This window comes from Pseudomonas sp. PvP025, assembly GCF_017832155.1.
In the GTDB taxonomy this organism is placed as follows: domain Bacteria; phylum Pseudomonadota; class Gammaproteobacteria; order Pseudomonadales; family Pseudomonadaceae; genus Aquipseudomonas.
Window position 1 is genome coordinate 374,081 of the sequence record NZ_JAFIBJ010000001.1, and the last position, 25,990, is coordinate 400,070.

The 25,990-nt window shown below is 60.7% G+C and carries 25 protein-coding genes; 15 read left to right on the forward strand and 10 right to left on the reverse strand.

Annotated features, from left to right (window positions below):
- Positions 1 to 173 precede the first annotated feature (173 nt).
- The 4 genes from JOE32_RS01770 to JOE32_RS01785 are packed head-to-tail and all read left to right on the forward strand — an operon-like array spanning position 174 to position 2,771.
- The gene (locus tag JOE32_RS01770; protein ID WP_209980894.1) at positions 174 to 476 is read left to right on the forward strand and encodes a PepSY domain-containing protein; all 303 of its coding nucleotides are present in this window, start codon (positions 174 to 176) and stop codon (positions 474 to 476) included.
- On the forward strand, positions 476 to 787 hold the full coding sequence (locus JOE32_RS01775) for a PepSY domain-containing protein (protein ID WP_209980896.1): 312 nt from the start codon (positions 476 to 478) through the stop codon (positions 785 to 787). The genes JOE32_RS01770 and JOE32_RS01775 overlap by 1 nt, the downstream gene beginning before the upstream one ends.
- Positions 787 to 1,455, forward strand: coding sequence for a response regulator transcription factor (locus tag JOE32_RS01780; protein WP_209980898.1), 669 nt, complete (start codon positions 787 to 789; stop codon positions 1,453 to 1,455). The genes JOE32_RS01775 and JOE32_RS01780 overlap by 1 nt, the downstream gene beginning before the upstream one ends.
- Positions 1,452 to 2,771, forward strand: coding sequence for a sensor histidine kinase (locus JOE32_RS01785; RefSeq protein WP_209980900.1), 1,320 nt, complete (start codon positions 1,452 to 1,454; stop codon positions 2,769 to 2,771). The genes JOE32_RS01780 and JOE32_RS01785 overlap by 4 nt, the downstream gene beginning before the upstream one ends.
- Before the next feature lie 313 nt (positions 2,772 to 3,084).
- Here JOE32_RS01785 and JOE32_RS01790 read toward each other — a convergent pair whose 3' ends face one another.
- Positions 3,085 to 5,232 (reverse strand): methyl-accepting chemotaxis protein, encoded by a 2,148-nt coding sequence (locus JOE32_RS01790; protein WP_209980902.1) that lies wholly within the window; start codon positions 5,230 to 5,232, stop codon positions 3,085 to 3,087.
- 241 nt (positions 5,233 to 5,473) lie between these two features.
- On the opposite strand from JOE32_RS01790, the gene JOE32_RS01795 reads away from it, so the two are divergent.
- Together JOE32_RS01795 and JOE32_RS01800 are read left to right on the forward strand one after the other, a co-directional pair.
- Positions 5,474 to 6,793: a Na+/H+ antiporter NhaC family protein gene (locus JOE32_RS01795; RefSeq protein WP_209990255.1), complete on the forward strand. Its 1,320-nt coding sequence runs from the start codon at positions 5,474 to 5,476 to the stop codon at positions 6,791 to 6,793.
- Between the two features lie 121 nt (positions 6,794 to 6,914).
- Positions 6,915 to 7,982, forward strand: a complete 1,068-nt coding sequence (locus tag JOE32_RS01800) for an AI-2E family transporter (protein ID WP_057009037.1) — start codon at positions 6,915 to 6,917, stop codon at positions 7,980 to 7,982.
- On the opposite strand, the gene JOE32_RS01805 is transcribed toward JOE32_RS01800, so the two are convergent.
- The 3 genes from JOE32_RS01805 to JOE32_RS01815 form a co-directional block, all read right to left on the reverse strand.
- Complete coding sequence (locus JOE32_RS01805; RefSeq protein WP_209980904.1) at positions 7,979 to 8,155, reverse strand: hypothetical protein; 177 nt, start codon at positions 8,153 to 8,155, stop codon at positions 7,979 to 7,981. The genes JOE32_RS01800 and JOE32_RS01805 overlap by 4 nt on opposite strands.
- A 93-nt stretch (positions 8,156 to 8,248) precedes the next feature.
- Positions 8,249 to 8,443, reverse strand: coding sequence for a hypothetical protein (locus tag JOE32_RS01810; protein WP_209980906.1), 195 nt, complete (start codon positions 8,441 to 8,443; stop codon positions 8,249 to 8,251).
- A 243-nt stretch (positions 8,444 to 8,686) separates the two neighbouring features.
- The gene (locus JOE32_RS01815; RefSeq protein WP_169896687.1) at positions 8,687 to 9,061 is read right to left on the reverse strand and encodes a hypothetical protein; all 375 of its coding nucleotides are present in this window, start codon (positions 9,059 to 9,061) and stop codon (positions 8,687 to 8,689) included.
- A gap of 156 nt (positions 9,062 to 9,217) precedes the next feature.
- On the opposite strand from JOE32_RS01815, the gene JOE32_RS01820 reads away from it, so the two are divergent.
- Positions 9,218 to 10,036 (forward strand): shikimate 5-dehydrogenase, encoded by an 819-nt coding sequence (locus JOE32_RS01820; protein ID WP_209980909.1) that lies wholly within the window; start codon positions 9,218 to 9,220, stop codon positions 10,034 to 10,036.
- A 120-nt stretch (positions 10,037 to 10,156) separates the two neighbouring features.
- Here JOE32_RS01820 and JOE32_RS01825 read toward each other — a convergent pair whose 3' ends face one another.
- The gene (locus JOE32_RS01825) at positions 10,157 to 10,807 is read right to left on the reverse strand and encodes a DUF480 domain-containing protein (protein ID WP_209980911.1); all 651 of its coding nucleotides are present in this window, start codon (positions 10,805 to 10,807) and stop codon (positions 10,157 to 10,159) included.
- 115 nt (positions 10,808 to 10,922) lie between these two features.
- On the opposite strand from JOE32_RS01825, the gene JOE32_RS01830 reads away from it, so the two are divergent.
- Positions 10,923 to 11,432 carry a DUF1993 domain-containing protein gene (locus tag JOE32_RS01830; protein ID WP_057009041.1) on the forward strand — a complete coding sequence of 170 codons (510 nt, stop codon included), beginning with the start codon at positions 10,923 to 10,925 and terminating at the stop codon, positions 11,430 to 11,432.
- A 72-nt stretch (positions 11,433 to 11,504) separates the two neighbouring features.
- Here the strand turns inward: JOE32_RS01830 and nhaR are convergent, their stop codons facing one another.
- Positions 11,505 to 12,407, reverse strand: a complete 903-nt coding sequence (nhaR, locus tag JOE32_RS01835) for a transcriptional activator NhaR (protein WP_209980913.1) — start codon at positions 12,405 to 12,407, stop codon at positions 11,505 to 11,507.
- A 134-nt stretch (positions 12,408 to 12,541) separates the two neighbouring features.
- On the opposite strand from nhaR, the gene JOE32_RS01840 reads away from it, so the two are divergent.
- The 4 genes from JOE32_RS01840 to mnmH all read left to right on the forward strand — a co-directional run bounded on the left by JOE32_RS01840 (position 12,542) and on the right by mnmH (position 15,802).
- Positions 12,542 to 12,793, forward strand: a complete 252-nt coding sequence (locus JOE32_RS01840) for a hypothetical protein (RefSeq protein ID WP_209980915.1) — start codon at positions 12,542 to 12,544, stop codon at positions 12,791 to 12,793.
- 28 nt (positions 12,794 to 12,821) lie between these two features.
- Positions 12,822 to 13,571: a TerC family protein gene (locus JOE32_RS01845; protein WP_209980917.1), complete on the forward strand. Its 750-nt coding sequence runs from the start codon at positions 12,822 to 12,824 to the stop codon at positions 13,569 to 13,571.
- A 93-nt stretch (positions 13,572 to 13,664) separates the two neighbouring features.
- Positions 13,665 to 14,699 (forward strand): selenide, water dikinase SelD, encoded by a 1,035-nt coding sequence (gene selD / locus JOE32_RS01850; protein WP_209980919.1) that lies wholly within the window; start codon positions 13,665 to 13,667, stop codon positions 14,697 to 14,699.
- Positions 14,699 to 15,802, forward strand: coding sequence for a tRNA 2-selenouridine(34) synthase MnmH (gene mnmH, locus JOE32_RS01855; RefSeq protein WP_209980921.1), 1,104 nt, complete (start codon positions 14,699 to 14,701; stop codon positions 15,800 to 15,802). The genes selD and mnmH overlap by 1 nt, the downstream gene beginning before the upstream one ends.
- A gap of 118 nt (positions 15,803 to 15,920) precedes the next feature.
- Here mnmH and JOE32_RS01860 read toward each other — a convergent pair whose 3' ends face one another.
- Both JOE32_RS01860 and JOE32_RS01865 read right to left on the reverse strand, forming a co-directional pair.
- The gene (locus JOE32_RS01860; protein ID WP_209980923.1) at positions 15,921 to 16,976 is read right to left on the reverse strand and encodes a permease; all 1,056 of its coding nucleotides are present in this window, start codon (positions 16,974 to 16,976) and stop codon (positions 15,921 to 15,923) included.
- 58 nt (positions 16,977 to 17,034) lie between these two features.
- Positions 17,035 to 17,736 carry a histidine phosphatase family protein gene (locus JOE32_RS01865; protein ID WP_209980925.1) on the reverse strand — a complete coding sequence of 234 codons (702 nt, stop codon included), beginning with the start codon at positions 17,734 to 17,736 and terminating at the stop codon, positions 17,035 to 17,037.
- A gap of 253 nt (positions 17,737 to 17,989) precedes the next feature.
- Here JOE32_RS01865 and JOE32_RS01870 point away from each other — a divergent pair, with 253 nt between their 5' ends.
- The 3 genes from JOE32_RS01870 to hemB all read left to right on the forward strand — a co-directional run bounded on the left by JOE32_RS01870 (position 17,990) and on the right by hemB (position 20,612).
- Positions 17,990 to 18,688: a glutathione S-transferase N-terminal domain-containing protein gene (locus JOE32_RS01870; protein WP_209980928.1), complete on the forward strand. Its 699-nt coding sequence runs from the start codon at positions 17,990 to 17,992 to the stop codon at positions 18,686 to 18,688.
- 3 nt (positions 18,689 to 18,691) lie between these two features.
- Positions 18,692 to 19,522, forward strand: a complete 831-nt coding sequence (locus JOE32_RS01875) for a PhzF family phenazine biosynthesis protein (RefSeq protein ID WP_209980930.1) — start codon at positions 18,692 to 18,694, stop codon at positions 19,520 to 19,522.
- Positions 19,523 to 19,637: 115 nt separating this feature from the next.
- Positions 19,638 to 20,612 (forward strand): porphobilinogen synthase, encoded by a 975-nt coding sequence (gene hemB, locus JOE32_RS01880; RefSeq protein WP_209980932.1) that lies wholly within the window; start codon positions 19,638 to 19,640, stop codon positions 20,610 to 20,612.
- A gap of 75 nt (positions 20,613 to 20,687) precedes the next feature.
- Here hemB and JOE32_RS01885 read toward each other — a convergent pair whose 3' ends face one another.
- Both JOE32_RS01885 and JOE32_RS01890 read right to left on the reverse strand, forming a co-directional pair.
- Positions 20,688 to 21,101 (reverse strand): hypothetical protein, encoded by a 414-nt coding sequence (locus JOE32_RS01885; protein WP_003237934.1) that lies wholly within the window; start codon positions 21,099 to 21,101, stop codon positions 20,688 to 20,690.
- Position 21,102: 1 nt separating this feature from the next.
- Entirely contained in the window at positions 21,103 to 25,881 is a 4,779-nt protein-coding gene (locus JOE32_RS01890) for an RHS repeat-associated core domain-containing protein (RefSeq protein ID WP_209980934.1), read from the reverse strand.
- Positions 25,882 to 25,990 lie beyond the last annotated feature (109 nt).

Here is a 25,990-nt window from a genome sequence, read left to right on the forward strand (position 1 = left end):
AGGAGCGAGTTCGCTCGCGAAAAACGCCAACCATAACGCGTGTATCCGGAATAAACAGAGTGACGTTGAGATTTTTCTTATGGAAAATTGCCATGGTGGCAATTCAGTTTGAGTTAAGTTGCAGCGCGTACCGTCGCAGATGTAGGAAATACATCCTGAAACGGAGACTCATCATGAAGCGCCCCACAGCGCTGGTCGCCGCCGGTATCATCGCTGCGTTTGCGGTGCAGGCGTGGGCAGTGAACCCCGACAAACCACCGAATGTGCCCGGCGCTGTTACCATTGTCGCCTTCGATCAGCTTGAAGCCACGGCGCTGGCTTTGCATCCGGGTTCGACCCTGTTGGACACCGACCTGGACGAGCACTATGGCCGGTACATCTATGAGGTCGAGATCGAGGATGCCCATGGCGTCGAATGGGACGTTGAACTGGACGCGCTCTCCGGGCACGTTCTCAAGAATCATCAGGATACGTAATGACGGTATATCGACGCGTCGCGAGTCTGGCAGTGCTGGTGCTCCTGGCCTTCTGCTCAAGCCTGGCCGCCCGCGACCTCAACCAGGACGAAGCGCTGGCGCTGCGCCAGCAGGGAGTGATCCTGCCGCTGGAGCAACTGCTGCAGCAGGCGATGGCGCGGCATCCCGGGTCCAGACTGTTGGAAGCGGAGCTTGAGAAAAAGCACGGCGAGTATGCTTATGAAGTCGAACTGGTGACGACTGACGGCGTGGTGCGCGAAATCAAACTCGACGCCACCACCGGTGTGCTGATCAAAGATAAGGAAGACTGATGCGCCTGCTACTGGTGGAAGACAACGTACCGCTGGCCGATGAACTGCTGGCTGGCCTGCAGCGTCAGGGTTACGCGGTCGACTGGCTGGCCGATGGGCGCGACGCCGTGTATCAGGGCCGCAGCGAACCCTATGACCTGATCATCCTCGACCTTGGCCTGCCGGGCCTGCCCGGGCTCGACGTACTGGTGCAGTGGCGCGCAGCGGCATTGGCCACGCCCGTGCTGATTCTGACCGCCCGCGACTCCTGGGCTGAACGCATCGAAGGGCTCAAGGCCGGCGCCGACGATTACCTGAGCAAGCCCTTTCACCCTGAAGAACTGCACCTGCGCATCCAGGCGCTGTTGCGTCGCTCCCATGGGCACGCGAACCAGCCGACCTTGCAAGCGGCCGGTCTGCATCTGGATGAAGGCCGCCAGTGCGTGCTGCGCGACGGTGAGGAAATCCAGCTGACTGCCGCGGAATTTCGCCTGCTGCGCTATTTCATGCTGCACCCCGAACAGATCCTGTCGAAAAGCCATCTGGCCGAGCACCTGTATGACGGTGAGACGGAGCGCGACTCCAATGTGCTGGAAGTGCACGTCAATCACCTGCGTCGCAAGTTGGGTCGCAGTGTGATCGAAACCCGGCGCGGCCAGGGTTACCGGTTTGGCGCCAGCCCTGTATGAGGTCGATCCAGCGGCGCCTGAGCCTGGGGTTGATCAGCGTGATGGTGATCGTCGGCGTGGTGCTGGCGCAAACCAGCCTATGGTTGTTCGAGGCCGGATTGCAGCGCTACCTGGAAGCCGGTCTGCGTAACGACAGCGAGAACCTGCTGGTGGCGCTGGTGCGCGGGCCGGGCGGCGTGCAGCTGGATGAGCAACGCCTGTCGCCGGCCTATCAGCGGCCTTTTTCGGGGCATTATTTCCGTATCGATTTTGCCGAAACACACTGGCGTTCCCGTTCACTGTGGGACCAGGAACTGCCCAGGCTGCCCGAGACCGGTCTGAAGGGTAACCTGCAGTTGGGGCCGGAAGGCCAGCAACTGCTGGTATTGCGTTCGGATTACAAACGCTTTGGCCAGTCGATTTCCATCAGCGTGGCCCAGGACTACACGCCGGTGCGCGAAAGCTTTCGGCTGATGCGTCAGATCGGTCTGGTGATGGGGCTGGCGGCCTTGTTGTTGGTGCTGGTGCTGCAACGGGTCACTGTGCGCCGAGCCTTGCGCCCGCTGGAAACCGCGCGTAACCAGATCGCCCAACTGCAACAAGGCCAGCGCTCGCAACTGGACACCCAGGTGCCGCTGGAGCTGGAGCCGTTGGTGGCGCAGATCAACCACCTGCTGGCCCACACCGAAGACAGCCTCAAGCGTTCACGCAATGCTTTGGGCAACCTTGGCCACGCGCTGAAAACGCCGTTGGCCGTGATGCTGAGTGCGGCGTCGAGCGAGGCGCTCAGGGAGCACCCGCAGTTAAGCAAACTGCTGCGTGATCAGCTTGAGCAGGTGCAACAACGCCTTAACCGTGAGCTCAACCGCGCGCGCCTGGCCGGCGAAACCCTGCCGGGTGCATTGTTTGACTGTGAACAGGAGCTGCCGGGCCTGCTCGCCACCTTGAACATGATCCACGGCGAACACCTGGGCCTGAGCTACCAGGTTGCTCCCGGACTGCAACTGCCGTGGGACCGCGAAGATTTGCTGGAGCTGCTCGGCAACCTGCTGGACAACGCCTGCAAATGGGCGGATGCCGACGTACGGCTGACGATCAGCGAAACCGAAAAGAGTTACCTGCTGGCCGTGGAAGATGACGGCCCGGGTATTCCCGAGGCCCAGCGGCAGCAAGTGCTGAGCCGTGGTACCCGCCTGGACGAACAGATCGACGGCCACGGCCTGGGCCTGGGCATCGTGCGTGACATCGCCGAGGTGTGGGGAGGGGTGTTGCAGTTGCAGGAATCCGAATTGGGTGGCCTGAAGGTACTGATCGAGCTACCCAAACGCCATTCCTGAGTTGCCAAAAACCAAGGTGCGGGGGAAGCGCTCAAGCTGAAGTAATGACTGCGTACGCGCTATTTCAGGCAGCCACATCCCAGTGGTGAGCAGGCTTGTTGTGGCGAGCGGGCTTGCCCCGCGTTGGGGTGCGAAGCGCCCCCAATCGAGCAAAACGCGGTGTACCTGATACGGCTCAGCGCCTGGCTTTGGGGCTGCTGCGCAGCCCAACGCAGGACAAGCCTGCTCGCCACAGGGAATCTGCGCTTAACTGAACGGCATTAGGGCAAGCCCGCTCGCCACGGAGGCTGCTGGTGCCGTTGCCTCCTGAGGCTTACACCCTGAACTGATCCATCAACCCCTGTTGCTGATTGGCCAGGCTGTTCAATGCCTGGCTCACCCGCGCCGACTCATTGGCCTGCTCCGACAAGGATTCGGTGACATCCCGGATCGTCGCCACGTTGCTGTTGATCTCCTCGGCCACCGCGCTTTGTTCTTCTGCGGCGCTGGCGATCTGCAGGTTCATGTCGCTGATCACCGTGACCGCCTCGCCAATCTGACGCAGTGCGGTCACCGCCTGGCCGACCTGTTCGACGCTGCCCTGGGCCTGGCGATAGCTGTTGCCCATGGCGCCCACCACGGTTTCAGTGCCGCCTTGCAACTGCTCGATCACCCGCCGGGTTTCTTCCACCGACTCCTGAGTGCGCCGCGCCAGGTTGCGCACTTCGTCGGCCACCACCGCAAAGCCGCGACCGGCCTCACCGGCGCGGGCGGCCTCAATGGCAGCATTTAGCGCCAGCAGGTTGGTCTGCTCGGCAATGGCGCGAATCACTTCCAGCACCGAGCCGATTTTCTCGCTGTTGACGGCCAGGCCTTCGACCTGAGCCATAGCGGTGCTCATATCAGCGGCAAGCTCACCGATATTACGCGTGGTGCGGTCGATCACCGTCAGGCCTTCGCGGGTCGCCTGGTCGGCATCGCGTGCGGCCTGAGCGGCCTGAGCGGCACTGCGGGCCACGTCCTGCGCGGTGGCGCTCATCTCATGGGAGGCGGTGGCCACCTGATCGACCTGGCGATACTGCTGTTCCATGCCGGCGCTGGTCTGAGTGGCAATCGCGGCGGATTGGTCAGCGGTGCCGCGGGCGTCCTGCACCGAGCGTTTGACCTCGGCAATAATCGGTTGCAGCTTGTCGAGGAAACGGTTGAACCAGCCGGCCAGTTGCCCCAGCTCATCCTGTTTGGCGTAGGCCAGGCGGCGGGTCAGGTCGCCTTCGCCGCTGGCGATATCTTCCAGCATGCGCGCCACACCGAGGATCGGCCGTGTCACGCTGCGGGCCATCAGCCACACCAGGATCAGGCCGAGCACGGCGGCCAGCAGGCCCAGGCTTAACTCCAGCCAGGTGCCGCGGGCGTTGTCGGCATCCAGTTGCGCCTTCAGCGCTTCGGCCGGGCCCATCAGGACTTTTTCCGGCACATCCAGCAACACGCCCCAGGGTTTGCCGTCTGGAATGGGGGTGAACGGCGCAAGCACTTTCAATTGATGATCGGCGCGCAGGCTGCGTACCTGGGTGCTTCCGGCGAGTGCGCTGATCAGTTGCGCGCCGCTGGTGCGGTCGACCTGGTCCAGGCGTTGGCTGAGCTTGCTCGCATCCGGGCTGTAGCCGGCGAGCACACCGGTGGGGCTGAGGATACTGACCTGGGTCTGGCCGTCATACAGTTTCTGGCTGGCCTGCTGGCTCACCGCCTGCAGGCTGTTGAGGTTGATGTCCACCGACAGTGAAGCGACGACCTTGCCATCGACCATCAGCGGAAACACGATGCTGGTCATCAGCACGTTTTGCCCGTCGATCACATAAAAATACGGTTCGATCACGCAAGGTTTGAGGGTGGTGCGCGGGCACGTGAACCAGGCGTTGGCCTTCTCGCCACTGGGACCGACGGAAACATCGGCCATGTCGCTTTCCGGCAGCGCCATGGAGGTGATCTTGCCCGGTGTCGGTTGCGACCAGTACAGCGCGAAACGTCCCTTTTCATTGCTGCCCAGTTCGGCCTGATTGGCGAACAGCTCATCCTTGCCGTCCAGTGCATTGCTTTCGAACACCAGGGACAGGCCGAGCAGATCGGGGTTGGCCTGCAATGCGGCCTTGACCTGCCGGGTCAGGTCTTCGCGCGTGTCGAAGGCGTCGAGAAAACGTTTTTCGGCCTGTTCGCGCAGGAACAGTACCTGACGGGAAAAACCGTGGCCGTACTGGTAGGCGTCCATGAACTGCCGGCGAATGTTCAGTGCCTGTCCCTCACCCTGTGCCTCGATGCGAGCCTGCGCCGCCTCATCCAGCATTTGCATGCTGGCCGCCTTGACCTGTGCCGAACTGTGTTCCATGCGATACAGCGACAGGCCCACGAGCAGGGTGACGATGCCCAGCAGGCACAAACCGGCGAGCAGGGTGATTTTCCATTGAATGGACAGTTGTCTAAGGGACATCAAAAAGCATCCTTAACCTGAAGGCACAGAGAACTACTGTGTCGGCTGCGGCGAAAGATTCTTTATTCAACTGATCCATCGAACCTGAAAACGGCGCCGTTTTTTGACATGCGGCCCTGCCTGCTGCAAAGTGCGCGCCCTCTAACAAGACCTCCTTGAAACCTGTTCGCCGGTCGCCCTATTCATTGGCTGCGCGCGCGGGCATGCCTGTCTTTTTATGTTTCTGCTTGAGGTAACCATGATTAACGCAGTCATCGCCGCGGTCGGCACCATGCTGGTGCTCAGCCTGTCCCGCGTGCATGTGGTCATCGCCATCATTATTGGCGCGCTGGTGGGCGGCTTGACCGGTGGCCTGGGCATCGAGGCCACGCTTCAGGCGTTCAACGGCGGCTTGGGCGGCGGTGCGACCGTGGCCCTGTCCTACGCATTGCTCGGTGCTTTCGCGGTGGCGATTGCCAAATCCGGCTTGGCCCATGCGCTGGCGGACAAAGCGCTGATGCTGGTCGATCGCCAGGAAGCCACTGGTGGCAGCCACGTCAAATGGCTGTTGATCGGACTGCTGTGGGTGGTGGCGATTGCCTCGCAGAACATCCTGCCGATCCATATCGCGTTCATCCCGTTGCTGGTGCCTCCGTTGCTGTATGTGCTGACCAAGCTGCAACTGGACCGCCGCCTGATCGCCTGCGTGATGACTTTCGGCCTGATCACGCCGTACATGTTCTTGCCAGTGGGCTTCGGCAATATCTTTCTCAACCAGATCCTGCTGGCCAACGTGGCCAAGAGCGGGGTGGACGTAAGCCAGGTCAACGTCACCCACGCCATGGGCCTGCCGGCACTGGGCATGGTGGTCGGCCTGCTGGTGGCCGTGTTTGTCAGCTACCGCAAAAAGCGCGTGTATGACCTCGAGAAAATCGAGCGTGTCGAGCAGGTGGCCGTGCAATACAACCCGCTGACCCTGCTGGTGGCCGGCCTGGCGATTGCCTCGGCGTTCATCATTCAGTTGTGGCTGGATTCGATGATCATCGGCGCTTTGGCCGGGTTCCTGATTTTCTCGGTATCGGGCATCGTGCGCTGGCGCGAAACCGATGATCTGTTCACCGAAGGCATGAAAATGATGGCGATGATCGGCTTCATCATGATCGCCTCGTCGGGCTTTGCCGAAGTGCTCAAGGCCACCGGTGACGTGCGCTCGCTGGTGGAAACCTCGGCGGCCTTCATCGGCCACAGCCGTGGGGTGGGGGCGTTGTTGATGCTGCTGGTGGGCCTGCTGGTGACCATGGGCATTGGCTCGTCGTTTTCCACGGTGCCGATTCTCGCAGCGATCTTCGTGCCGCTGTGCGTGCAACTGGGCTTCAGTCCGCTGGCCATCGTGTGCATCGTCGGCACGGCCGGCGCGCTGGGCGACGCCGGTTCGCCTGCCTCCGACTCCACCCTCGGCCCGACCTCCGGCCTGAACATCGACGGCCAGCATCACCATATCTGGGACACCGTGGTGCCGACCTTTCTGCACTACAACATCCCGTTGCTGGCCTTCGGCTGGATCGCCGCGATGACCCTCTGAGGCGAACGCCGCCATCGACCGATGTACGGCGGCTACGCTCAGTGCAACAAAGATGGCACTCGCAGGATTCGCTGCGGACTAAGCAGCAGGATGCACCCCGCTTTTTTCACACGGACCGGACATGAACGCGACCAACCTTCAATTCAAAACCCTGCTGCTGATGCTGGTCCTGGTGACCGTGGCGTTCATCTGGATATTGCTGCCGTTCTACGGCGCGGTGTTCTGGGCAGTGATCCTCGGCATCATCTTTGCGCCCATGCAGCGCCGCGTGCAGACGAAATTCGGCTGGAACCGCAACCTCACGTCCCTGACCACGTTGACGGCGTGTCTGGTGATCGCGATCCTGCCGGTGATCATCACCAGCGCCCTGCTCGTGCAGGAGGGCGCCACGCTGTACAAGAACATCGAAAGCGGCAAGCTGGATGTGGCCGGTTATATCGAGCAGTTCAAGAACTTCCTGCCGCCTTACTTCCAGCACCTGCTGGACCGGTTTGGCATGGGCAATCTGGAGGGGCTGCGCGAAAAGATCGTCAAGGGCGCGATGCAGGGCAGCCAGTTTTTTGCGTCACAGGCGTTCAGCTTTGGCCAGGGTACGTTTGATTTCCTGGTGAGCTTTTTCATCATGCTGTATCTGCTGTTTTTCCTGCTGCGCGATGGCCCGGAGCTGGTGCGCAAGGTGCGTACCGCGGTGCCGCTGGCCGAGCCGCAGAAGCGTCGCCTGCAATTGAAGTTCAACCGGGTGGTGCGGGCGACGGTCAAGGGCAACGTATTGGTGGCGGTGACTCAGGGCGCGCTGGGCGGCTTGATTTTCTGGTTTCTCGACATTCCCAGCGCGCTGCTCTGGGCCGTGCTGATGGCGTTTCTATCTTTGTTGCCGGCGGTCGGCGCGGGGATTGTCTGGGCGCCAGTGGCGGTTTACTTCCTGCTCAGCGGGGCGATCTGGCAGGGTGTGGTGCTGGGGCTGTTCGGCGTGTTCGTGATCGGCCTGGTCGACAACGTGTTGCGCCCGATTCTGGTCGGCAAGGACACCAAGATGCCGGACTACCTGATCCTGATCTCGACCCTGGGCGGTCTGTCGGTGTTTGGCCTCAACGGCTTCGTGATCGGTCCGCTGGTGGCAGCGCTGTTCATGTCCAGCTGGGCGCTGTTTGTGGAGACCAAGCCGCGGGTCAAGTTGCCGTTGCCTTAAGCGCGAAGCGACGTTTGTTGCAGCTGCTGTTTTGCGTCAGACAGTGACAGGAGCGGGCCACTGATGGGCTCGCCATTGCTTACCAGGTACCAGCAGGCCAGCAGACCCCTGTTGCGCAGGGAAGCGGGAACGGCGGTGCCGACGACGGACATGATGTGAACGGTGGTGGGCATACAGACCTCCAAACGTGATGATGGGGCTACCTTAAGCGGCATGAAGGCACGGGAAAAATCATCTGTCTCGATAGTCGTCATCAACGCCAGGCGTTACTCCACCACCTGATCAAGCATGTGCACCACTTCCGCTTCACTGAGCACGCCTTTGCGCACCAGATTTTCCGCCAGCAACGCCAGGAACTTCGCGTTGCGGTGGCCTTCCAGGTGCTTGAGTTCGGTCAATGCGTTGTAGACCTTGCTGGATGTGCACAGGCCTGCGGTGCGGTGTGGGTTTTGCGTGGGCATGGTCAGTCGTCCTTTGTTGTTATTGGGTGGACAGGCGCGGTGATGAGCGTGTGAGTGGCTCCAACATGCCAGCGCCGGCCCCGGTCAAGCAAGCAGACTTTGACATCAATGATGTGGGATTACGCGTTGGTCGCTGTCCTCAAAACGACCCCCACGCGGCTGAGTCGGACGTAGCCCCCATGAATTGCGCGCAAAAAAAGGCCCCGCGTGTGGGCGGGGCCTGTTCATACAAGGTGATGACGCTTACCAGCCGCGGCCGTAGTAGCCATGGGGAGGACCGTAGTAGTGGGCAGGTCCGTAATAGCCGCGCGGTGGGCCGTAATAGACCGGCGCCGGGCGATAATAGACCTCGCGCTGCACATACACCGGCGGCGGCGGGGCGTAGTAGACCGGTGGCGGCGCCGCATAGACCGGCTGCGGTTGCACATACACCGGTTGCTGTTGCACATAGACCTCACGGGGCTGGTTGGCCACCACGGAGCCCACTACGGCGGCGCCCACCAGTGCACCCAAGACGGCAGGGCCACCCCATCCACCACCGTGGGCGGAGGCTTGGCCGGCCATTGCGAGTGCGCCGATAAGCAAGGCGATCCTGGGGAGTTTACGCATCATGGTCATTCCTCGGTTAGCCCCTGCGCTTGTGGTCTGCAATCAATAGACTCAAGTAATGTCGCGGGGATACTTTTAAGACAACGTATTTCTGAAAAACAGCACAGCCGCCAGGTAAAGGTTGTGTAAGGTCTGTACCGATTTGCTTACTTTCAAGGAGCTACCATGCAGATGCACCCCAACAAGGACACCCAGCTGTGCATGTCACTGTCGGCGCGTCCCGGAAATTTTGGCCTGCGTTTCCATAACCATCTGTACGAGCAGTTGGGCCTGAATTTCTACTATAAGGCCTTCAGCAGCCGCGATCTGCGCGGCGCGATCGGCGGCATCCGGGCGCTGGGTGTACGCGGTTGCGGGGTGTCCATGCCGTTCAAGGAGGCTGCCATTGCCTTGGTGGACGAACTTGACGAGTCGGTTCAAGCCATTGATTCCCTGAACACCATCGTCAACACCGATGGCCATCTCAAGGCGTACAACACCGACTATATCGCCATCGAACAACTGCTGAAAAAACATATGGTGCCCAAGGATTCCACGTTTGCCCTGCGCGGCAGCGGCGGCATGGCCAAAGCTGTGGCCAGTGCACTGCGCGATGGCGGCTATGCCAACGGCGTGATCGTGGCGCGCAACGAAGCGGCGGGCCGGGCGCTGGCGCAGAACCTGGGCTATGAATGGCAGGCGCACCTGGGCGAACTGCGCCCGCAGATGCTGATCAACGTGACCCCGATCGGCATGACCGGCGGATCGGAAGCGGATCAGTTGGCGTTTGACGCCGATGCGGTGGATAGCGCGGACACGGTGTTCGATGTGGTGGCGATTCCTGCCGAAACGCCGTTCATCCTGCGAGGCAGGGCCAAAGGCAAACGAGTGATTACCGGGCTGGAGGTGATCGCGATTCAGGCACTGGAGCAGTTTGTGCTTTACACCGGCGTACGGCCGACGAATGAGCAATTCGAGGCGGCAGTCGCCTTCGCCCGGGGTTGAAGCCCTGTGCCGATCCAAATGTGGGAGGGGGCTTGCTCCCGATGGCGGTGGGTCAGCAACAAATTCAGTGACTGACACTTCGCCATCGGGAGCAAGCCCCCTCTCACCTAGGTCACCGCGTTACGCCCGTTCCAACTGTGCCAGGCGCTCTTCAAGGGCGGCAATGCGCGCTTCCAGTTCTTCAATGCGCTCGACCGGGACGCCCTGCGCCCCACGTTCCACCGGACTTCCGCGCGCCGCGATGATCACTTCGATATCCGCCGGGTCGCCCAGCGCATGGGTGTAGCGGTCTTCGCGCTGCCCCGCCTGGCGCGGTACCAACAGCGCCAGGCCTCGCGCAATCAGGCGTTCGAGCTGGTGCATCACCTGCTCGGCGTCTTCAAAGTCATGCATGCGCCCGCTGCGGGTCAGCAACTCGTTGACCGTCTGTGGCCCGCGCAGAAACAGCAGGCCGATAAGAATCACCTGGGCCGGCACCAGTTCCAGGGCTTTTTCCACACGGTGTTCCCAGCGGTCGGCGCGGCTGCCCATCACCAGCCGGGTAAAGCCCTGACCTTCGAGTACGCGCAGGCTTTGGCCGACCTGACCCGGGCTCAGGTTCATCACCGGCTCGCGGCTGGTCTTCTGGTTGCAGGCCAGCGCCAGCGCGTTGAGGGTCAGGGGGTAGGTTTCCGGGTTGGTCGCCTGTTTTTCGATCAGGCAGCCCAGGATGCGGATTTCCGTGCTGTTCAGGCGCGGCTCAGGGGTGTCGGTGTCGTGCTCGGCGGTCATCGCGCTTTCCCTATGCAGTGAGAGCACTAGCCTATGCCGGAAAAAATAAAAGACAAGCGGCTGGCATGCCTATAATCGACGCTGGTTCAAACCCTGCCATAACCGTGAGACTGTCATGACTATTTCCCTGTACGCCGCCTCAATCCCGGTCTTCAAGCAAATGCTCAGCGCCCTGAGCGATGTGCTGAACAAAGCCGAAGCCCACGCCACCGCCAAAAACATCGAGCCGAACGCGCTGCTGCAGGCGCGCCTGTTCCCGGACATGTTCGCACTGGTGCGCCAGGTGCAGATCGCCGTCGACTTCGCCAAGGGTGTCTCGGCACGCCTGGCCGAGATCGACGTGCCCAAGTACGAGGACAACGAAGTCACCTTCGCCGACCTGCAAGCGCTGATCGCCAAGGTGCTGGCCTTCATCGACACCCTCAAGCCCGAGCAGATCGACGGCAAGGAAGGCATCGAGATCGTCACCCGCCCAGGCACACCGAAAGAGAAGCGCTTCACTGGCCAGTCCTACCTGTTGACCTACGGCCTGCCGCAGTTTTTCTTCCATGTCACTACGGCCTATGCACTGCTGCGTCATAACGGTGTGGAAGTGGGCAAGCGTGATTACATGGGCGCGTTCTAAGCAGCCATTTACAAAAAAACCGGGGTGGATCTTCAATGAGCCACTCCGGTTTTTTTGTGTCTGCGTTGGCGGTCAGGGCAGGGCGGTAAACAACTCGCGTCGTGCGCCTTCGGTAATCGCCACGATGCCGGGGTGCTTGACCTTGCGCTCCACCGAGATGGCGTAGAACGACTCGGTCACCGCATCGGTCTGGCCAATTAAAGCCACGCCGTACTGGCGCACCACCTCGTCGGCAATCACGCTGGGGGCGATGAATATGCCGCTGCCGGATTGGCCGAAGGCCTGCATCAAAGCGCTGTCGTCGAACTCGCCGATGATCTTCGGCTGGATCTGCTGCTCGGCAAACCAGCGCTGCAAACGGCTGCGCACCACCGTCTCCGCGCCCGGAATCAACAATGGCGCGCCCTGCAAGCAGTGTGGGAAAGCGCCGGGATGCCGGTCGGCCAAGGCCTGGGTGGCGAAAAAACTGATGCCGCATTCGCCCAGTTTCTGGCTGTAGCCCTTGATGTCGAGGTGCGTCGGCATCGGGCTGTCAGAGATCACCAGGTCCAGGCGCTGGATCGCCAGGTCTGCCAATAACCGTTCGAGCTTGTCTTCGCGGCAGGTGATGCGCAGCGGCTCGCTCAACTCCATGGTGGGCGCGATCAGCCGGTAAACAATGGACTTGGGCACCACATCCGCCACCCCGACCCGGAACAGGATCTGCTGTTCATCCGGTTGCGCACGCAACATCGCCTCCAGTTCATTGCCGGTCTGGAACATCTGTTCGGCGTAGGGCAGGGCCTTGCGCCCGGCCTCGGTGAGTTCCAGCTGGCGTCCTACCCGCTGAAACAATGCGATGCCATAGGTATGTTCGAGCAGGCTGATCTGCCCGCTGATGGTCTGCGGCGTGAGGTTCAGTTGCTCGCAGGCGCGCACGATGCTGCCTGTCTTGGCCACCACCCAGAAGTAGTGCAGTTGTCGGTAATTGAGCATGGCGACCTACACTTCGTGAAAATCGAAGTATACGTGAGAAAAATACGAATTTTACTGAACTGTCCGCCTGCATAGAATGCCTCGCTATCACGGGGCCACTCTCTGGACCCATTGGTTCTAACGAGGAATGCATCATGAAACTCAATTCCCTGGGCGCGGCGTCCTTGCTTGCGCTTTCATTGGTGATGATCAGCGGGTGTGATCAGGTCGAAAAAAGTGCACAGCAGGTGTTGGGCAAAGCCACCGAATCGGCCAAGCAGGCCATCGATGACACCCACAAGGCCGCCGAACAGGCGTTGAGCGAAGCGACACAAGGCCTGATCAGCCCGCAAAAAAAGGATGATCAGGAAAAAAACGAGTCAGACTCCAATACCCAAGACACCTAACTTCCCGGCACAACCTCAGGACTGACCTATGGACTACCTTTTACAACTGGCCGCCAGCCCCACCGCCTGGATCGCCCTGGCGACCCTGATCGTCATGGAAATCGTGCTGGGCATCGACAACCTGATCTTCATCTCGATCCTCACCAACAAACTGCCGGAGAAACATCGGGCGAAGGCGCGGCGCATCGGTATCAGCATGGCGCTGATCCTGCGTCTGGGCCTGTTGAGCACCATCGCGTTCATCGTGCAACTGACGGCCCCGGTGTTCGAGATCTTCGGCCAGGCGTTTTCGTGGAAAGACATGATCCTGATCGCCGGTGGCCTGTTTCTGGTGTGGAAGGCGACCACCGAGATCCATCACAGCATGGACCCGGAGCCAGAGGAAAAGACCAGCACCGGCAACGCCGTTACCATCGGTTTTGCCGCGGCCATCGGCCAGATCCTGCTACTGGACCTGGTGTTCTCCATCGACAGCATCATCACCGCCGTGGGCATGACCGAACACTTGCCGATCATGATCATTGCCGTGGTGACCTCGGTGATCGTGATGCTGGTGGCGGCCGAACCGTTGGCCAGGTTCATCAACGACAACCCGACCGTGGTGATGCTGGCCCTGGGCTTTTTGATCATGATCGGCATGACGCTGATCGCCGAAGGCTTCGGTGCCCATGTGCCCAAAGGCTACGTGTATGCGGCCATGGCCTTCTCGGCGGTGATCGAATGCCTGAACATCGCCCGGCGTAACCGCCACAAGCGTTTGCTTGCTGCCCGTCAGTAAGCGCTGAAACAAACAGGCCGGCTGCGCTCACAAGCGCAAGCCGGCCTTTTGCTGTCTGCTAGAATCGTCCCACTTGATAGCTTGAGGTTTCCCATGAACGAGCCGATTCGCCTTACCCAGTACAGCCATGGCGCGGGATGTGGCTGCAAGATTTCGCCCCAGGTGCTGGAAGTGATCCTTGCCGGCAGCGGCGCGCAAAACCTCGACCCCAAGCTGTGGGTGGGCAACGCCTCGCGCGACGATGCGGCGGTGTACGCCATCGACGACGAGCGTGGCGTGGTCTCCACCACTGACTTTTTCATGCCGATTGTCGATGACCCCTTCGACTTCGGCCGCATCGCCGCCACCAATGCCATCAGCGACATCTACGCCATGGGCGGCGACCCACTGATGGCCATCGCGATCCTTGGCTGGCCGGTCAATGTGCTGGCGCCGGAGGTGGCTCGCGAAGTCATCCGTGGCGGCCGTTCGGTGTGCGACGAAGCCGGCATTCCATTGGCGGGCGGGCACTCGATCGACGCGCCCGAGCCGATCTTCGGCCTGGCCGTTACGGGCCTGGTGCACAAGCGCCACATGAAGCGCAACGACACCGCCACCGCCGGTTGTCGGCTGTACCTGACCAAGCCCCTGGGCATCGGCATCCTCACCACGGCGGAAAAGAAGGGCAAGCTGCGCGAGTCGGATATCGGCCTGGCCCGAGACTGGATGTGCACCCTCAACAAACCGGGCAGCCGCTTTGGCAAGTTGGCCGGGGTGACCGCCATGACCGACGTCACCGGTTTTGGTCTGTTGGGCCATCTGGTGGAAATGGCCGACGGCAGTGGCCTTACGGCGCGCATCGAATACGAAAAGGTGCCACGCCTGCCAGGGGTGGAATACTACCTCGACCAGGGCTGCGTGCCCGGCGGTACCTTGCGTAATTTCGACAGCTACGCGAAAAAGCTCGGGCGCGTGCAGGAGCTGCACAAGCGCGTATTGTGCGACCCGCAAACCAGCGGTGGCCTGCTGATCGCCGTCACGCCTGAAGGCGACGCCGAGTTTCACGCCGTGGCGGCGGAGCTGGGCCTGAACCTTACGCCAATCGGCGAATTGCTCGAGCGACAGACCAACGCGGTCGAGGTGATTTGATGGCGGCCGACATCACCGATTACCGCGACATTTTCCTCAACGACCGGCCGATGATGGACACCCGCGCGCCGGTTGAATTCATCAAGGGCGCGTTCCCGGGGGTGATCAACCTGCCGCTGATGACCGACCACGAGCGCCAGCGGGTCGGCACCTGCTACAAGCAGCAGGGCCAGCAAGCCGCAATCGTCCTGGGCCACCAGTTGGTGTCCGGGGCGATCAAGGCTCAGCGTATCGAGCAATGGGCGCACTTCGCCCAGGCCCATCCCCATGGCTACCTGTACTGCTTTCGCGGCGGGCTGCGCTCGCAGATCGTGCAGCAATGGCTGAAGACCGAAGCCGGCATCGAATACCCCCGCGTCGGCGGTGGCTACAAGGCCATGCGTACGTTCCTGGTGGACGCCATCGAGCAAGCGACTGCCCAGTGTGATTTCGTGCTGCTCGGCGGCATGACCGGCACCGGCAAGACCGAAGTGCTCGGCCAGTTGCACAACGCCCTTGACCTGGAAGGCCACGCCAACCATCGCGGCTCCAGCTTCGGCAAGCGCGCCACGGCGCAACCGTCCAACATCGACTTCGAGAATCGCCTGGCGGTGGACCTGCTGAAAAAACGCGCCGCCGGCGTCGAGCAGTTCGTGGTCGAGGACGAGAGCCGCATGATCGGCAGTTGTGCGTTGCCGCTGCCGTTGCACAAAGGCATGCAGCGCTTTGCGATGGTGTGGCTGGAAGACAGCGTGGAAGGGCGCGTGGAACGGATCCTGCGCGACTATGTGGTGGACCTATGTGCCGAGTTCATTACAGTGTTTGGCGAGCAGGGCCAGGCGCTGTTTGCCGAACGCCTGACCCAGAGCCTGGCCAATATCCACAAGCGCCTGGGCGGCGAACGCTTCCAGCGGTTGCAGGCGATTCTGCAGGACGCTCTGGCGGAGCAGGCGCGCAGTGGCGAGGTGCATTTGCACCGGGTGTGGATTGAGGGGTTGTTGCGTGAATACTACGACCCGATGTACGCCTTCCAGCGCGAGAGCAAAGGTGCACGGATCGAGTTTGCGGGGGAGCAGGGGGCTGTCGTGGAGTATTTGCGCGAGCGTGGTATACGGCACGGTTAAAGGGTTGGTCTGACGGGCCTCTTCGCGAGCAAGCCCGCTCCCACCTTTTGATCTGTAACTACATCCAAAACGTGGGAGCGGGCTTGCTCGCGAAAGGGCCATCAGCCTCATCCGAATTCTAGAGAATCACCGCCCCGATCAAGCCACAGACCACCCCGATCAGCATGGTCAATCCGGCCACCGTCACCAGCACCCGCGCATCGAAATCCTTGCGCAGCATCAACAGCGACGGCAGGCTCACGCTGGGGAGGGTCATCAGCAGCGCCACCGCCGGGCCGGTGCCCATGCCAAGGGCCATCATGGTTTGTACGATAGGAATCTCCGCCGCCGTAGGAATCACGAACAGCGTGCCGACAATCGCCAGCGGCACCAGCCACACCAGGCTGTTGGCCATTGCGCCGTCCACGTGGGGGAACAGCCACACCCGTGCCGCGCCCAGGACCAGCACCGCCAGGATGTACACCGGGATGGTGCTCCAGAACAGCTGCCAGAGGGTACGCAGCCAGCGGCCGAGAAACGGTTGCGCGTCCACCGTGCTCACATCGGCCACAGCTTCCAGCGCGGCCTCCGGCACCTGCTCGGGGCGTGCGATACGCTGCGCCACGAGGGACACGCCCACCACCAGCACAATCCCTGCCACCAGCCGCAACGCGGTAAAGCCCCAGCCCAGCACGAAGCCCATGAACACCAGAGTGGCCGGGTTCAACACCGGGTTGGCGATCCAGAACGCCAGCGCCGCGCCCACCGATACCTGCTGACGGCGCATACCCGCCGCCACAGGCGCGGCGCAGCAACTGCACATCATCCCCGGCAGGGCGAACAACCCACCGCGCAGGGTCGAGCCAAGCCCGGCACGGCCGAATAGGCGCAGCAGCCAGTCACGGGGGATCAGCACTTGCAGCAATGAGCCAAGAATCACCGCCAGTACGGCGGCTTTCCAGATCGCCAGGAAATACACTTGGGCGTAGGCCAGCGCGGCCGCCAGGGGCGAGCTTTGCTGGTCATTGAGAATCGAGGCGCCGATGCTGTGGTTGTCGGCCGCGACAAACGCCTTGAAGTAGTAGGGCGACCACTTCACATAGTAGAGGCCGACACAGGCCACCAATAGGAACAGCGCCGGCTTCCACCAGAAAGACCAGCCCCGGTTGGGCTGGGTGGAGATGAGGTTGGACATGCTGATAATCCGCAGAGGAGTCGATAGCGCAGCATCATACGCCCCTGCCGCTCAACCTTCAGATATCTGCACTCACCTGTGTCGCTTCCGGGCAGCTTTGCTCGCCGTCGTTCAGGCCCTGCTTATAGTTGCGACTCAACAACGACGCCTTGCCGTTGTGCCAGGTCAGCGTGAGCACGTAGAGGGTGTCGTAATCGCTGCCGGACCAGTCTTCGGTGATGGTGTGCTTCTCGCCCACCGCTTCGCTGGCCACCTTGTTGATCAGTTCCGGCAGATAGCCGTGAGACCAGGCGGTATAGATGGTCGCGTTGTGGTACTTGTCTTCCACCAACTCGTCGGCCAGGGCGCTGGTGTCGTTGGCCGAGAACTTGATGTTGACCGGCAGGCCGAGCTTGATCGCGCTGGGGCTGATGGTCATCAGCGGACGAATGTAGCTGTAGGAATTATCCTTCTCGCCTTCCTCGATATTGCGCGTCGGGTTGGCTGCAAACACGTAATTGGCCTTGCCGAATTTTTCCGGCAGCACCGTGGCCAGGTTCATCGCACGGTTAAGGCCCTGGCAATTGAGCTGACCGAGGCCGCCGGCCGGTTTTTCGCCGTGGCGCAAAAATACCAGGGTTTGCACGCCGTCCACCGGCTGCGCGCGGCTTTCACGGGCGTCAAGGACGGCAACCATGGCGCCGCTGACCAGCAGCATCGGTAACATAATGTATGAATAGCGTTTGAAACGTTGCACTAGGCGCAGAGGCTTGATCTTCATGATAGGTTCGAGTCTTCGTGCGTCAGGTTAAGGCCGACAGGCCCGGCCACAGTGGCGCTTGGCGCGTGCTGCGGTGTTCCTTGTCGATATAGCAAGGTGCCTCCATTCACCCAAGAGGGCGCACTTAAGAGTGCATCGGGGCACTTTGGTTCGCGCTCGCGGCAGATTAGCGCACCATTGTTGCGCAATGATGACGCATGCACGAAGGTGGGCAGATGACTATGATGGTGAGTTTCCGCCCAGGGGTTTCCCGATGAATCCACTCGCTGCCTTCCCGATCAAAGCCAAATGGCCCGCCCAGCACCCCGAACGCCTGCAGCTGTATTCGTTGCCCACGCCCAACGGTGTCAAAGTCTCGATCATGCTGGAGGAGCTGGGGCTGCCCTATGAGGCGCACAAGGTCAGTTTCGACACTCAGGACCAGCTCTCCCCCGAGTTCCTGTCGCTCAATCCCAACAACAAGATTCCCGCCATCATCGACCCCAATGGCCCCAGCGGCCAGCCGCTGGCGTTGTTCGAGTCCGGCGCGATCCTCATCTACCTGGCGGAAAAAACCAGCCGGTTGCTCTCCGAAGACCCGGCCACCCGTTACGAAACCCTGCAATGGCTGATGTTCCAGATGGGCGGCATCGGCCCGATGTTCGGCCAGCTCGGATTCTTCAACAAGTTCGCCGGCAAGGCTTACGAAGACAAACGCCCCCGCGATCGCTACGCCGCCGAATCACGGCGCCTGCTCGAGGTGCTGGAAAAACGCCTGCTGGGCCGTACCTGGATCATGGGCGACGACTACAGCATCGCCGACATCGCAACCTTCCCCTGGATTCGCAACCTCATCGGCTTCTATGAATCCGGCGACGTGGTGGGCATCGCCGACTTCCCCAATGTACTGCGCGCGCTGGATTGCTTCGTCGCCCGGCCGGCAGTGATCCGTGGCCTGAGCATACCGAGCTGACCCATGCCGACTTTTGATTTCAAGCAACTGGATGTGTTCAGCAGCGTGCCGCTCAAAGGCAACCCGCTGGCGGTGGTGCTGGGCGCTGACAGCCTGACCGACCAGCAGATGGCCGATTTCGCCAAGTGGACCAACCTCAGCGAAACCACGTTTTTGCTGACGCCACGCGATCCAAAGGCTGACTACCGCGTGCGCATCTTCACCACCCTGCGGGAACTGCTGTTCGCCGGGCACCCGACCCTGGGCAGCTGTCACGCGTGGCTGCAGGCCGGCGGTGTGCCGAAGGGCGAAGAGATCATTCAGGAGTGCGAAATCGGCCTGGTGCGTATCCGGCGCCAGGGCGACGAACTGGCGTTTATTGCGCCGCCGTTGTTGCGGTCCGGCGAGGTGGAGGCTTCATTGCTGGAGCGCGTTCGCCTGGGGTTGGGCCTGGCGCCCGGTGCCATCCTGCGCAGCCAGTGGGTCGACAATGGCGCCGGTTGGCTGGCCGTGATGTTGGCCGACCGACAGAGCGTGCTGGACCTGCAGCCCGATTACGCGCAACTGCTTGGCCTGGCGGTCGGCGTGATTGCGCCGAGCGACGTGGGCGACACTCAGTTTGAGGTCCGCGCCTTTGTCGCGGGCGACGGCGCTCCGGAAGATCCGGCCACCGGCAGCCTGAACGCGGGTGTCGCACAATGGTTGCTCAGTGAGGGCCTGGCGCCTGAACATTACGTGGTCAGCCAGGGCACGGCGATGGGCAGGGCAGGGCGCATCCACATCGAACGCCAGGGCGATGAGATCTGGGTCGGTGGCGCCGTTGCGGTGTGTATCGACGGGCGTTTGCAGCTCTAGCGCAAGGCAATTGTTACAGGCCATGCAACAGACTATTGGGCCTTCGGCGTTTGTGCCGTGCAATCAAGGGGCATAAGCTTTTGCCCAACTGTTTCCGCCGTTTTTCAGGAGTTCCATGACCAGCCAGTTCCCCCAGTCCCGTCCCCGCCGCCTGCGCCGCTCACCGCAGTTGCGCGGCTTGTTCCAGGAAAACGAATTCACCCTCAATGACCTGGTGCTGCCGATCTTCGTCGAGGAGGAAATCGACGACTTCGTGCCGATCACCAGCATGCCGGGCGTGCAGCGCATCCCCGAGAAGAAGCTTGCCGGTGAAATCGAGCGCTACGCCCGCGCCGGCATCAAGTCGGTAATGACCTTCGGCGTGTCCCACCACCTGGACGCCAACGGCAGCGACACCTGGCAGGAACGCGGCCTGGTCTCGCGCATGTCGTCGATCATCAAGGACGCCGTGCCGGAAATGATCGTGATGTCCGACACGTGCTTCTGCGAATACACCGATCACGGCCACTGCGGCGTGATGCACGGCGCCCATGTCGACAATGATGCGACCCTGGTCAACCTCGGCAAACAAGCCGTGGCCGCCGCCCGCGCCGGTGCCGATGTGATCGCCCCGTCAGCCGCGATGGACGGTCAGGTCCAGGCCATCCGTCGCGCCCTGGATGACGCCGGCTTCACCCACATCCCGATCATGGCCTACTCCACCAAATTCGCCTCGGCCCTCTACGGCCCCTTCCGCGAAGCCGGCGGCAGCGCCCTCAAGGGCGACCGTAAAAGCTACCAGATGAACCCGATGAACCGCCGCGAAGCCGTCCGTGAATCGCTGCTGGATGAACAGGAAGGCGCGGACGCATTGATGGTCAAGCCAGCAGGCGCCTACCTCGACATCATCCGCGACATCCGCGAAGCCTCGCGCTTGCCGGTGGCGGCGTATCAGGTAAGTGGTGAGTACGCGATGATCAAGTTTGGCGCCCAGGCTGGCGCGATTGACGAAGATCGCGTGGTGCGGGAGACGTTGGGGTCGATTAAGAGAGCGGGCGCGGATTTGATTTTTACGTATTTTGCGATGGAGTTGGCGTTGGCGGGGATTTGATTTTGGTTCGTAGGTCTGTGGCGAGGTGAGTTGCTCGCCACAGGTGCAGTGCTCTTTGATATTTCGAGATCATGCTCAGTTAAATTTTTCATAATCTTGTGCGCCTAATGATGCCAGCCATTTTTTAAAGAAGTCGATCTGTTCTTTTGGGTCGTTTGTTAGGTTTTCCTCCTCGTAATCAAAGATGCGGACGATATCTTCATTGGTCGCTTGTTTGCCTAAGTTCATTTCGTAAGCAACTAGTCCTGCGCTCATTTGAGAGGCCATTCTTGAGGGTCTTACATTTATCTTCGCGCCTTTGCATAGAAAGGTAATATGGGGAAATTCCGCTCGAATTTTAGCCAGGCAAACATACATGTCATTTCCTTCATAAGTTTTCTGAAAGTTTTCAGCTTCCGAAAACGTCATCATAAGTTTTCCAGAGTCATATTTTACTGTCACCTCTGCTTTTTGGTTGTTGACGATCACCTGTATTTTTTGTGTTTTCATGTTATTTCCTATTTGGGTTTGGAATTGAGTAGCCTATATAGCTTCCATCAGCCTTTACCGGTGTAGCACCCAGAATGTCCTCTGAGTTTATTACATGATGGATGGCAAATTCTTTTTCTTTTGGATAAGGTGTTTGCTTTCCTAGCTCTAAATTTATATCGTGACCCTCAATGCTTTTGAGCGTGTATAGATAACCTTTTTTAGTGCCGTAACTTGTGGCGAACATGATTCCTACCGTCCGCGAAGGTGAAGTGCTTATGAAGTTGCTCGCAGGGTCATCACTATCTACCGCGTGCAAGTATAGGTCCTCACTGTCTCCTTTGCTCTTAAACCCATTTTTGAATACCTCGTCAGGTGATGCTTTATCTCCACGGAAAAGATAGTCTTCGCTTTCCTGCGGAGTGGGCGTTGCAGGTTCTATTTTCTTTATAGATGCTTGTTCAGCGGGATCATTAATGCTTAGTGAAGGTTTGCAGCCGTTGTTTTCAGGGCACGTGTTCAAACCTAGCGGATCCACCCAACCCGTAGGATTGGGCACATACTGGTACGCATTGATCCCGCCCGCCAGCTTCACCGGGTCCGGCGTCAGATAGCGCCCAACATCCGGATTGTAGTAGCGATGACGGTTGTAGTGCAGGCCGCTTTCTTCGTCGAAGTATTGACCTTGAAAGCGCAGCGGGTTGTCGACTTTTCCGACGTCGAGGCGGCTGATCTGGCCGTAGGCGCGGTAGTGGGCGGACCAGACGATTTCGCCGTCTGCGGCGGTGAGTTCCTGTGGCGTGCCGAGGTGGTCGAGTTGGTAGTGGTAGGGCTGGGTGGCGTTGGGGCCGAAGCCTTCCAGTAAGGCCAATGGCCGGAAGCTGTCGGGTTCGTAGAGGTAGCTGCGGTGGCGGTCGGCGTGGTGTTCGGCGATCAGTTTGTCGCCTTGCCAGAAGAACTCCGTCGTTACGCCGTCAACGGTTTTGCTGATGCGGCGGCCAAAGGGGTCGTAGCGGTAGTGGGCGGTTTGGCCGCTGGGTTGGGTGAGGCTGGTTAAACGATGTTGGCAGTCGTAGCGGTATTCGGTGACCAGTGCGTGGCCTTTGCCTCGGCGTTCGCGGATCAGGTTGCCGAAGGCGTCGTAGTCGTAATGCCGGTCGCCCTGGATCATCAGGCGATTGCCGGCGACGATGTCCGGGCCGGGGCGGTCGTGCATCAGCAGGTTGCCGGCCGGGTTGTGGCCGAAGCGTTCCTGCAGGTCCTGCGAATGATCGGCGCGGATCAGGCGGTGGAGCGGGTCGTAGGCGTAGCGGTGTTCGCCTTTGCGGGTGTCGAGGATACGACTGAGGTTGCCGGATTTGTCGTAGTCGTATTGGCGGCGGTAGTGGCGGTTTTCCTGTTGCGTGATGGCGTGGGCGTGCAGGCGGTGTTGGTCGTCGTAGTGGTAATGGCTGATTAATTCGCCTTGCTGTCGTTGCTGCTCCTGACCGGTTTTGAATAGATGCGAAGTGAGCACTTCACCGTTGAGCTGAACCGTCGCAAGGTGGCCACCTTTATCGTGGTTAAACGTGACGCGGTTGTTGTCCGGCAGGCGCAGGCGTTGCAGTTGTCCGCAGGCGTCATAGCCATAACGCAAGGTGCCCCAGCCTTGATGCTCGGCGGTCAGGCGGTTTTGTCGATCGTATTCGTAGGCCAGCGCCCAGTGACCGTCTACGACGCTGAGGAGATTGCCCTGGCGGTCGTAGGCATAGTCAACAACGGCGCCGTCCGGCAGGGTTTTTCTGACAAGGCGTCCGGCAGGATCTCGCTCATAACGCGTGATGAGCTGACCGCCATCGTCGCCATGTTCGGTCTTTTCCTGCAGATTGCCGTTGAGGTCATAAACGTAGGCGGTACGCTGGCCATCAAAGCCGATTTCCTGCTCGATCAACCCGTTGGGATGGTAGGCAAGCCGGTAGGTCTCGCCGACCTCGTTTTCAATCTCGGTCAGCAGCAACCGAGCATTGTCGTAGCGGTACTGGACCTGTGTGCCATCGGCATTGAGCCGTCGACTGATCAGGTGCAGCCCGTCGGCATACTCGTAGCGGGTGATATGCCCCAGTTCATCGCGTTCGGCGGTGATTTTTCCGTAGGCGTTGTAGCTGTATTCCCTGCATGCACCGTCCGGCAATATCAGCCGAATCAATCGACCGACGCTGTCCCATTGGTATTGGCTCAGCGCCCCATGCTCATCCTCGCGGGCAACCTCCCGTCCCAGGTCGTCATAGCGATAGCGCTTGATCCCGCCATTGGGCAACTGTTCCTCAAGCAGTTGCCCGCGCTCATTCCACACCAGCCGTTGGCAACTGTGATCGGGATACCAGACGCCAATCAGTTGCCCGTGTTTGTTGTAGCTGTAGTCGGTTATATGGCCGTCTGGATCAGTCTTACGCGTTACGTCGCCTTGCTCGTTGCGCTCGTACTTCCAAACCGCCTCACCCCGGCGCACCACCCGTACGAACCCGTTGTCATGCTCGTAGGACGCCGGCTCATCGTCCCCCGGAAACAGCGCCACCAAGCGCCCAGCGTCGTCATACTGATACGCCGTCACCGCGCCGAGTGGGTCCTGCTCAACCGTCAGCCGGCCTTTTTCATCGTAGGATTTGAAGTGTTGAGCGCCGTCCGGATCAACCCGCTGCACCAGCCGCGCCCGCGGGTCATGCACATACACTTCCTGACTGCCATCGGCGTTATGCACGGTGACGCGTCCGTCATCACCCCACACATAGCGCGTGTCCATCTGCGCAAAACTGGCCCAGTGCCGTACACAGCGCGCCGCCTTGCCGGAACGTTCCCACGCCCAGAAGAAACTCGCCCCACCGGCCAGCCCACGTTCCAGAATCACGTGCTGCTCGTCGTACCGATAAACCTCGCATTCACCTACGGCATTGGTCGCCGACACCAGTCGGCCTGTGTCGTCGTAGGCGTAGGACACAACCGTCTGCTCAGTGACCCACTCGTAAGGCTCACGCCCCTTGGCGCGATGCACCTGATAGTCCACCGCGCCAATCCGGCCCTGCGCATAACGCAACCACAGCGAGCGCCCGGCGCCGTTGTCCAGCCGTTCAATGCGCCCCAGCACATCACGGGAAATGCGCAGCCGGTTGTCATACGCATCGCTGATCGACACCAGCACGCCATCACGAAAGTGGTAAAACCGCGACGCCTGGGCCAGCACCAGTTCATCCGGCAAATCGCCCAGGAAGATCGCCGCTTCGGCCAGGCTGTTGGTGATCGCCGGGCGCGAAGCGGTCGGCAAGGGCAGGGTGGTCGAGCGATTTTCATGGTCGGTCCACACCACCGAATCGCCGGACACGACCAGCCGCTGCGCCAGGGCGTGACTCCAGCCAAACCCCAGCCCAACGTCGATTTCCACCGCACTGGTGCGATACACCCGCGTCCACTCAAACGGTAAAATCCCGTCCAGCGTGCCGTCGGTGAGGGTGAGCAATTCCTCGCCGGTGACCATCGACACCGGGCAGCCGTTGGTCACAGTTTTATCGGAAGAAGCAGACGCATCCCCCGCCGGGTTTTTCGCCGAAACCGGCACGTCATCCACGGGCGATTCGTGCACGAGTGCGGTGCGCTGCTGCTTGCTGCGCACTGCCGGCACGGCGTTCGGCACCAGTTCCTCGCCAACTTTCAGCGGCGCCACCGTCTTGATCGGCGTGGCCGCACTGGCTAACAACACCGGCTTCAGCGCATCGGTATGCTCGTCCAGGTTCGCCTTGCCAAACTGACTGGCTATCTGCTGCAACCACTGGCGTGTACGGTGAGACTTGATGCGGCCGAGCACTTTCGTACTGATGCGCACCGCCATGCCCATCCCGGCCGTTGCCATCGCCAGCAACAAATTGATCAGTACTTCGGCGCCGAGCTCTCCCAGCATTTCGTTCATGTAGGGCGGCGGTAGCAGGCGCATCCAACTGACCAGCGCCGCCAGGTACACGAACAACAAGGGTTCATCGCTGAGCACCAGCAGCCCCTTGGCGAGGGTCTCGGCACTCAACGCCAGTAACTGGTCAAGTTCTGCCTGTGAGAGGTAATGCAGCAGCTTTTCAGCATTTGCCAGCGGGGCTGAAAGCCACTCCAACAGCTGCTTGATGCTGTCCCACAATGAATACAGCGCTTCGCCGAAGCCCTGGGCATAGGCTCGATGCAACGAGCGATAGCGCTTGAGAAAATTCGCCTCGGAATAGCCCTTCCACAAGGGTTCGAATGTGTCGTGCCATTCATTGCGCAGCCAACTTTCGAGGGGGGCGATCACCGATTGATAGGAGGCGTACAGCGCCTTGAAGTGCTCCTGGGAAACGTTGGGGTAAAAGCTGATGCGGTAACGCTGGTTGCGATCACATTCCTTGACCTCAAGAATGCCGCCGGGCCCGATGGTGTGATGGATGGGCTCGCCCAGCGGCCCGCCGTTCGGGTCAATTCGCTGCAGCACCACCGGCGTATTGCCAATGGGCACAAAGCGTGAACTCTCGAACATATGCACCAGAGTCAGCGTGCCATCAGCAGGGCAGGCGGCGACGGTGCTGCTGGGAAAGAGTGAACGGTTGATCGGCGCGACCACCACCTCGTCGCCGACCTTGAACACCTGCTCGATATCGAGCGCGGAAAAGCTGAAATAGCTTTGCGCCCATAGATCGTAGGAATTGAGGCAACGCCGGAAATCGCCGAGAACGGCTTCGACGTCCCGCGTCTTCGAGTCCATGGCGGCCAGCACCAGAAAGCCAATGGCCTGGCTGGTAGGGTTGATCATGAGACAGCCCCGGCAACCAGGGCCTTAACGAACAAATCCATCTGCAATCCTTCGCACTGTGTGATCAGGCGACGGACTTTGCCGAGGTGTCTGGAGGAGGGGAGTAGAG

Bases quoted from the DNA above. Each gene is read 5' to 3' on its own strand.
- JOE32_RS01790 (WP_209980902.1), bottom strand. From the start codon at position 5,232: ATGTCCCTTAGACAACTGTCCATTCAATGGAAAATCACCCTGCTCGCC.
- JOE32_RS01800 (WP_057009037.1), top strand. From the start codon at position 6,915: ATGAACGCGACCAACCTTCAATTCAAAACCCTGCTGCTGATGCTGGTC.
- JOE32_RS01805 (WP_209980904.1), bottom strand. From the start codon at position 8,155: ATGCCCACCACCGTTCACATCATGTCCGTCGTCGGCACCGCCGTTCCC.
- JOE32_RS01890 (WP_209980934.1), bottom strand. From the start codon at position 25,881: ATGATCAACCCTACCAGCCAGGCCATTGGCTTTCTGGTGCTGGCCGCC.
- JOE32_RS01875 (WP_209980930.1), top strand. From the start codon at position 18,692: ATGCCGACTTTTGATTTCAAGCAACTGGATGTGTTCAGCAGCGTGCCG.
- JOE32_RS01815 (WP_169896687.1), bottom strand. From the start codon at position 9,061: ATGACCATGATGCGTAAACTCCCCAGGATCGCCTTGCTTATCGGCGCA.
- JOE32_RS01860 (WP_209980923.1), bottom strand. From the start codon at position 16,976: ATGTCCAACCTCATCTCCACCCAGCCCAACCGGGGCTGGTCTTTCTGG.
- nhaR (WP_209980913.1), bottom strand. From the start codon at position 12,407: ATGCTCAATTACCGACAACTGCACTACTTCTGGGTGGTGGCCAAGACA.
- hemB (WP_209980932.1), top strand. From the start codon at position 19,638: ATGACCAGCCAGTTCCCCCAGTCCCGTCCCCGCCGCCTGCGCCGCTCA.
- JOE32_RS01870 (WP_209980928.1), top strand. From the start codon at position 17,990: ATGAATCCACTCGCTGCCTTCCCGATCAAAGCCAAATGGCCCGCCCAG.
- JOE32_RS01775 (WP_209980896.1), top strand. From the start codon at position 476: ATGACGGTATATCGACGCGTCGCGAGTCTGGCAGTGCTGGTGCTCCTG.
- JOE32_RS01825 (WP_209980911.1), bottom strand. From the start codon at position 10,807: ATGACCGCCGAGCACGACACCGACACCCCTGAGCCGCGCCTGAACAGC.
- JOE32_RS01820 (WP_209980909.1), top strand. From the start codon at position 9,218: ATGCAGATGCACCCCAACAAGGACACCCAGCTGTGCATGTCACTGTCG.
- JOE32_RS01865 (WP_209980925.1), bottom strand. From the start codon at position 17,736: ATGAAGATCAAGCCTCTGCGCCTAGTGCAACGTTTCAAACGCTATTCA.
- selD (WP_209980919.1), top strand. From the start codon at position 13,665: ATGAACGAGCCGATTCGCCTTACCCAGTACAGCCATGGCGCGGGATGT.
- JOE32_RS01785 (WP_209980900.1), top strand. From the start codon at position 1,452: ATGAGGTCGATCCAGCGGCGCCTGAGCCTGGGGTTGATCAGCGTGATG.
- mnmH (WP_209980921.1), top strand. From the start codon at position 14,699: ATGGCGGCCGACATCACCGATTACCGCGACATTTTCCTCAACGACCGG.
- JOE32_RS01770 (WP_209980894.1), top strand. From the start codon at position 174: ATGAAGCGCCCCACAGCGCTGGTCGCCGCCGGTATCATCGCTGCGTTT.
- JOE32_RS01845 (WP_209980917.1), top strand. From the start codon at position 12,822: ATGGACTACCTTTTACAACTGGCCGCCAGCCCCACCGCCTGGATCGCC.
- JOE32_RS01810 (WP_209980906.1), bottom strand. From the start codon at position 8,443: ATGCCCACGCAAAACCCACACCGCACCGCAGGCCTGTGCACATCCAGC.
- JOE32_RS01830 (WP_057009041.1), top strand. From the start codon at position 10,923: ATGACTATTTCCCTGTACGCCGCCTCAATCCCGGTCTTCAAGCAAATG.
- JOE32_RS01780 (WP_209980898.1), top strand. From the start codon at position 787: ATGCGCCTGCTACTGGTGGAAGACAACGTACCGCTGGCCGATGAACTG.
- JOE32_RS01840 (WP_209980915.1), top strand. From the start codon at position 12,542: ATGAAACTCAATTCCCTGGGCGCGGCGTCCTTGCTTGCGCTTTCATTG.
- JOE32_RS01885 (WP_003237934.1), bottom strand. From the start codon at position 21,101: ATGAAAACACAAAAAATACAGGTGATCGTCAACAACCAAAAAGCAGAG.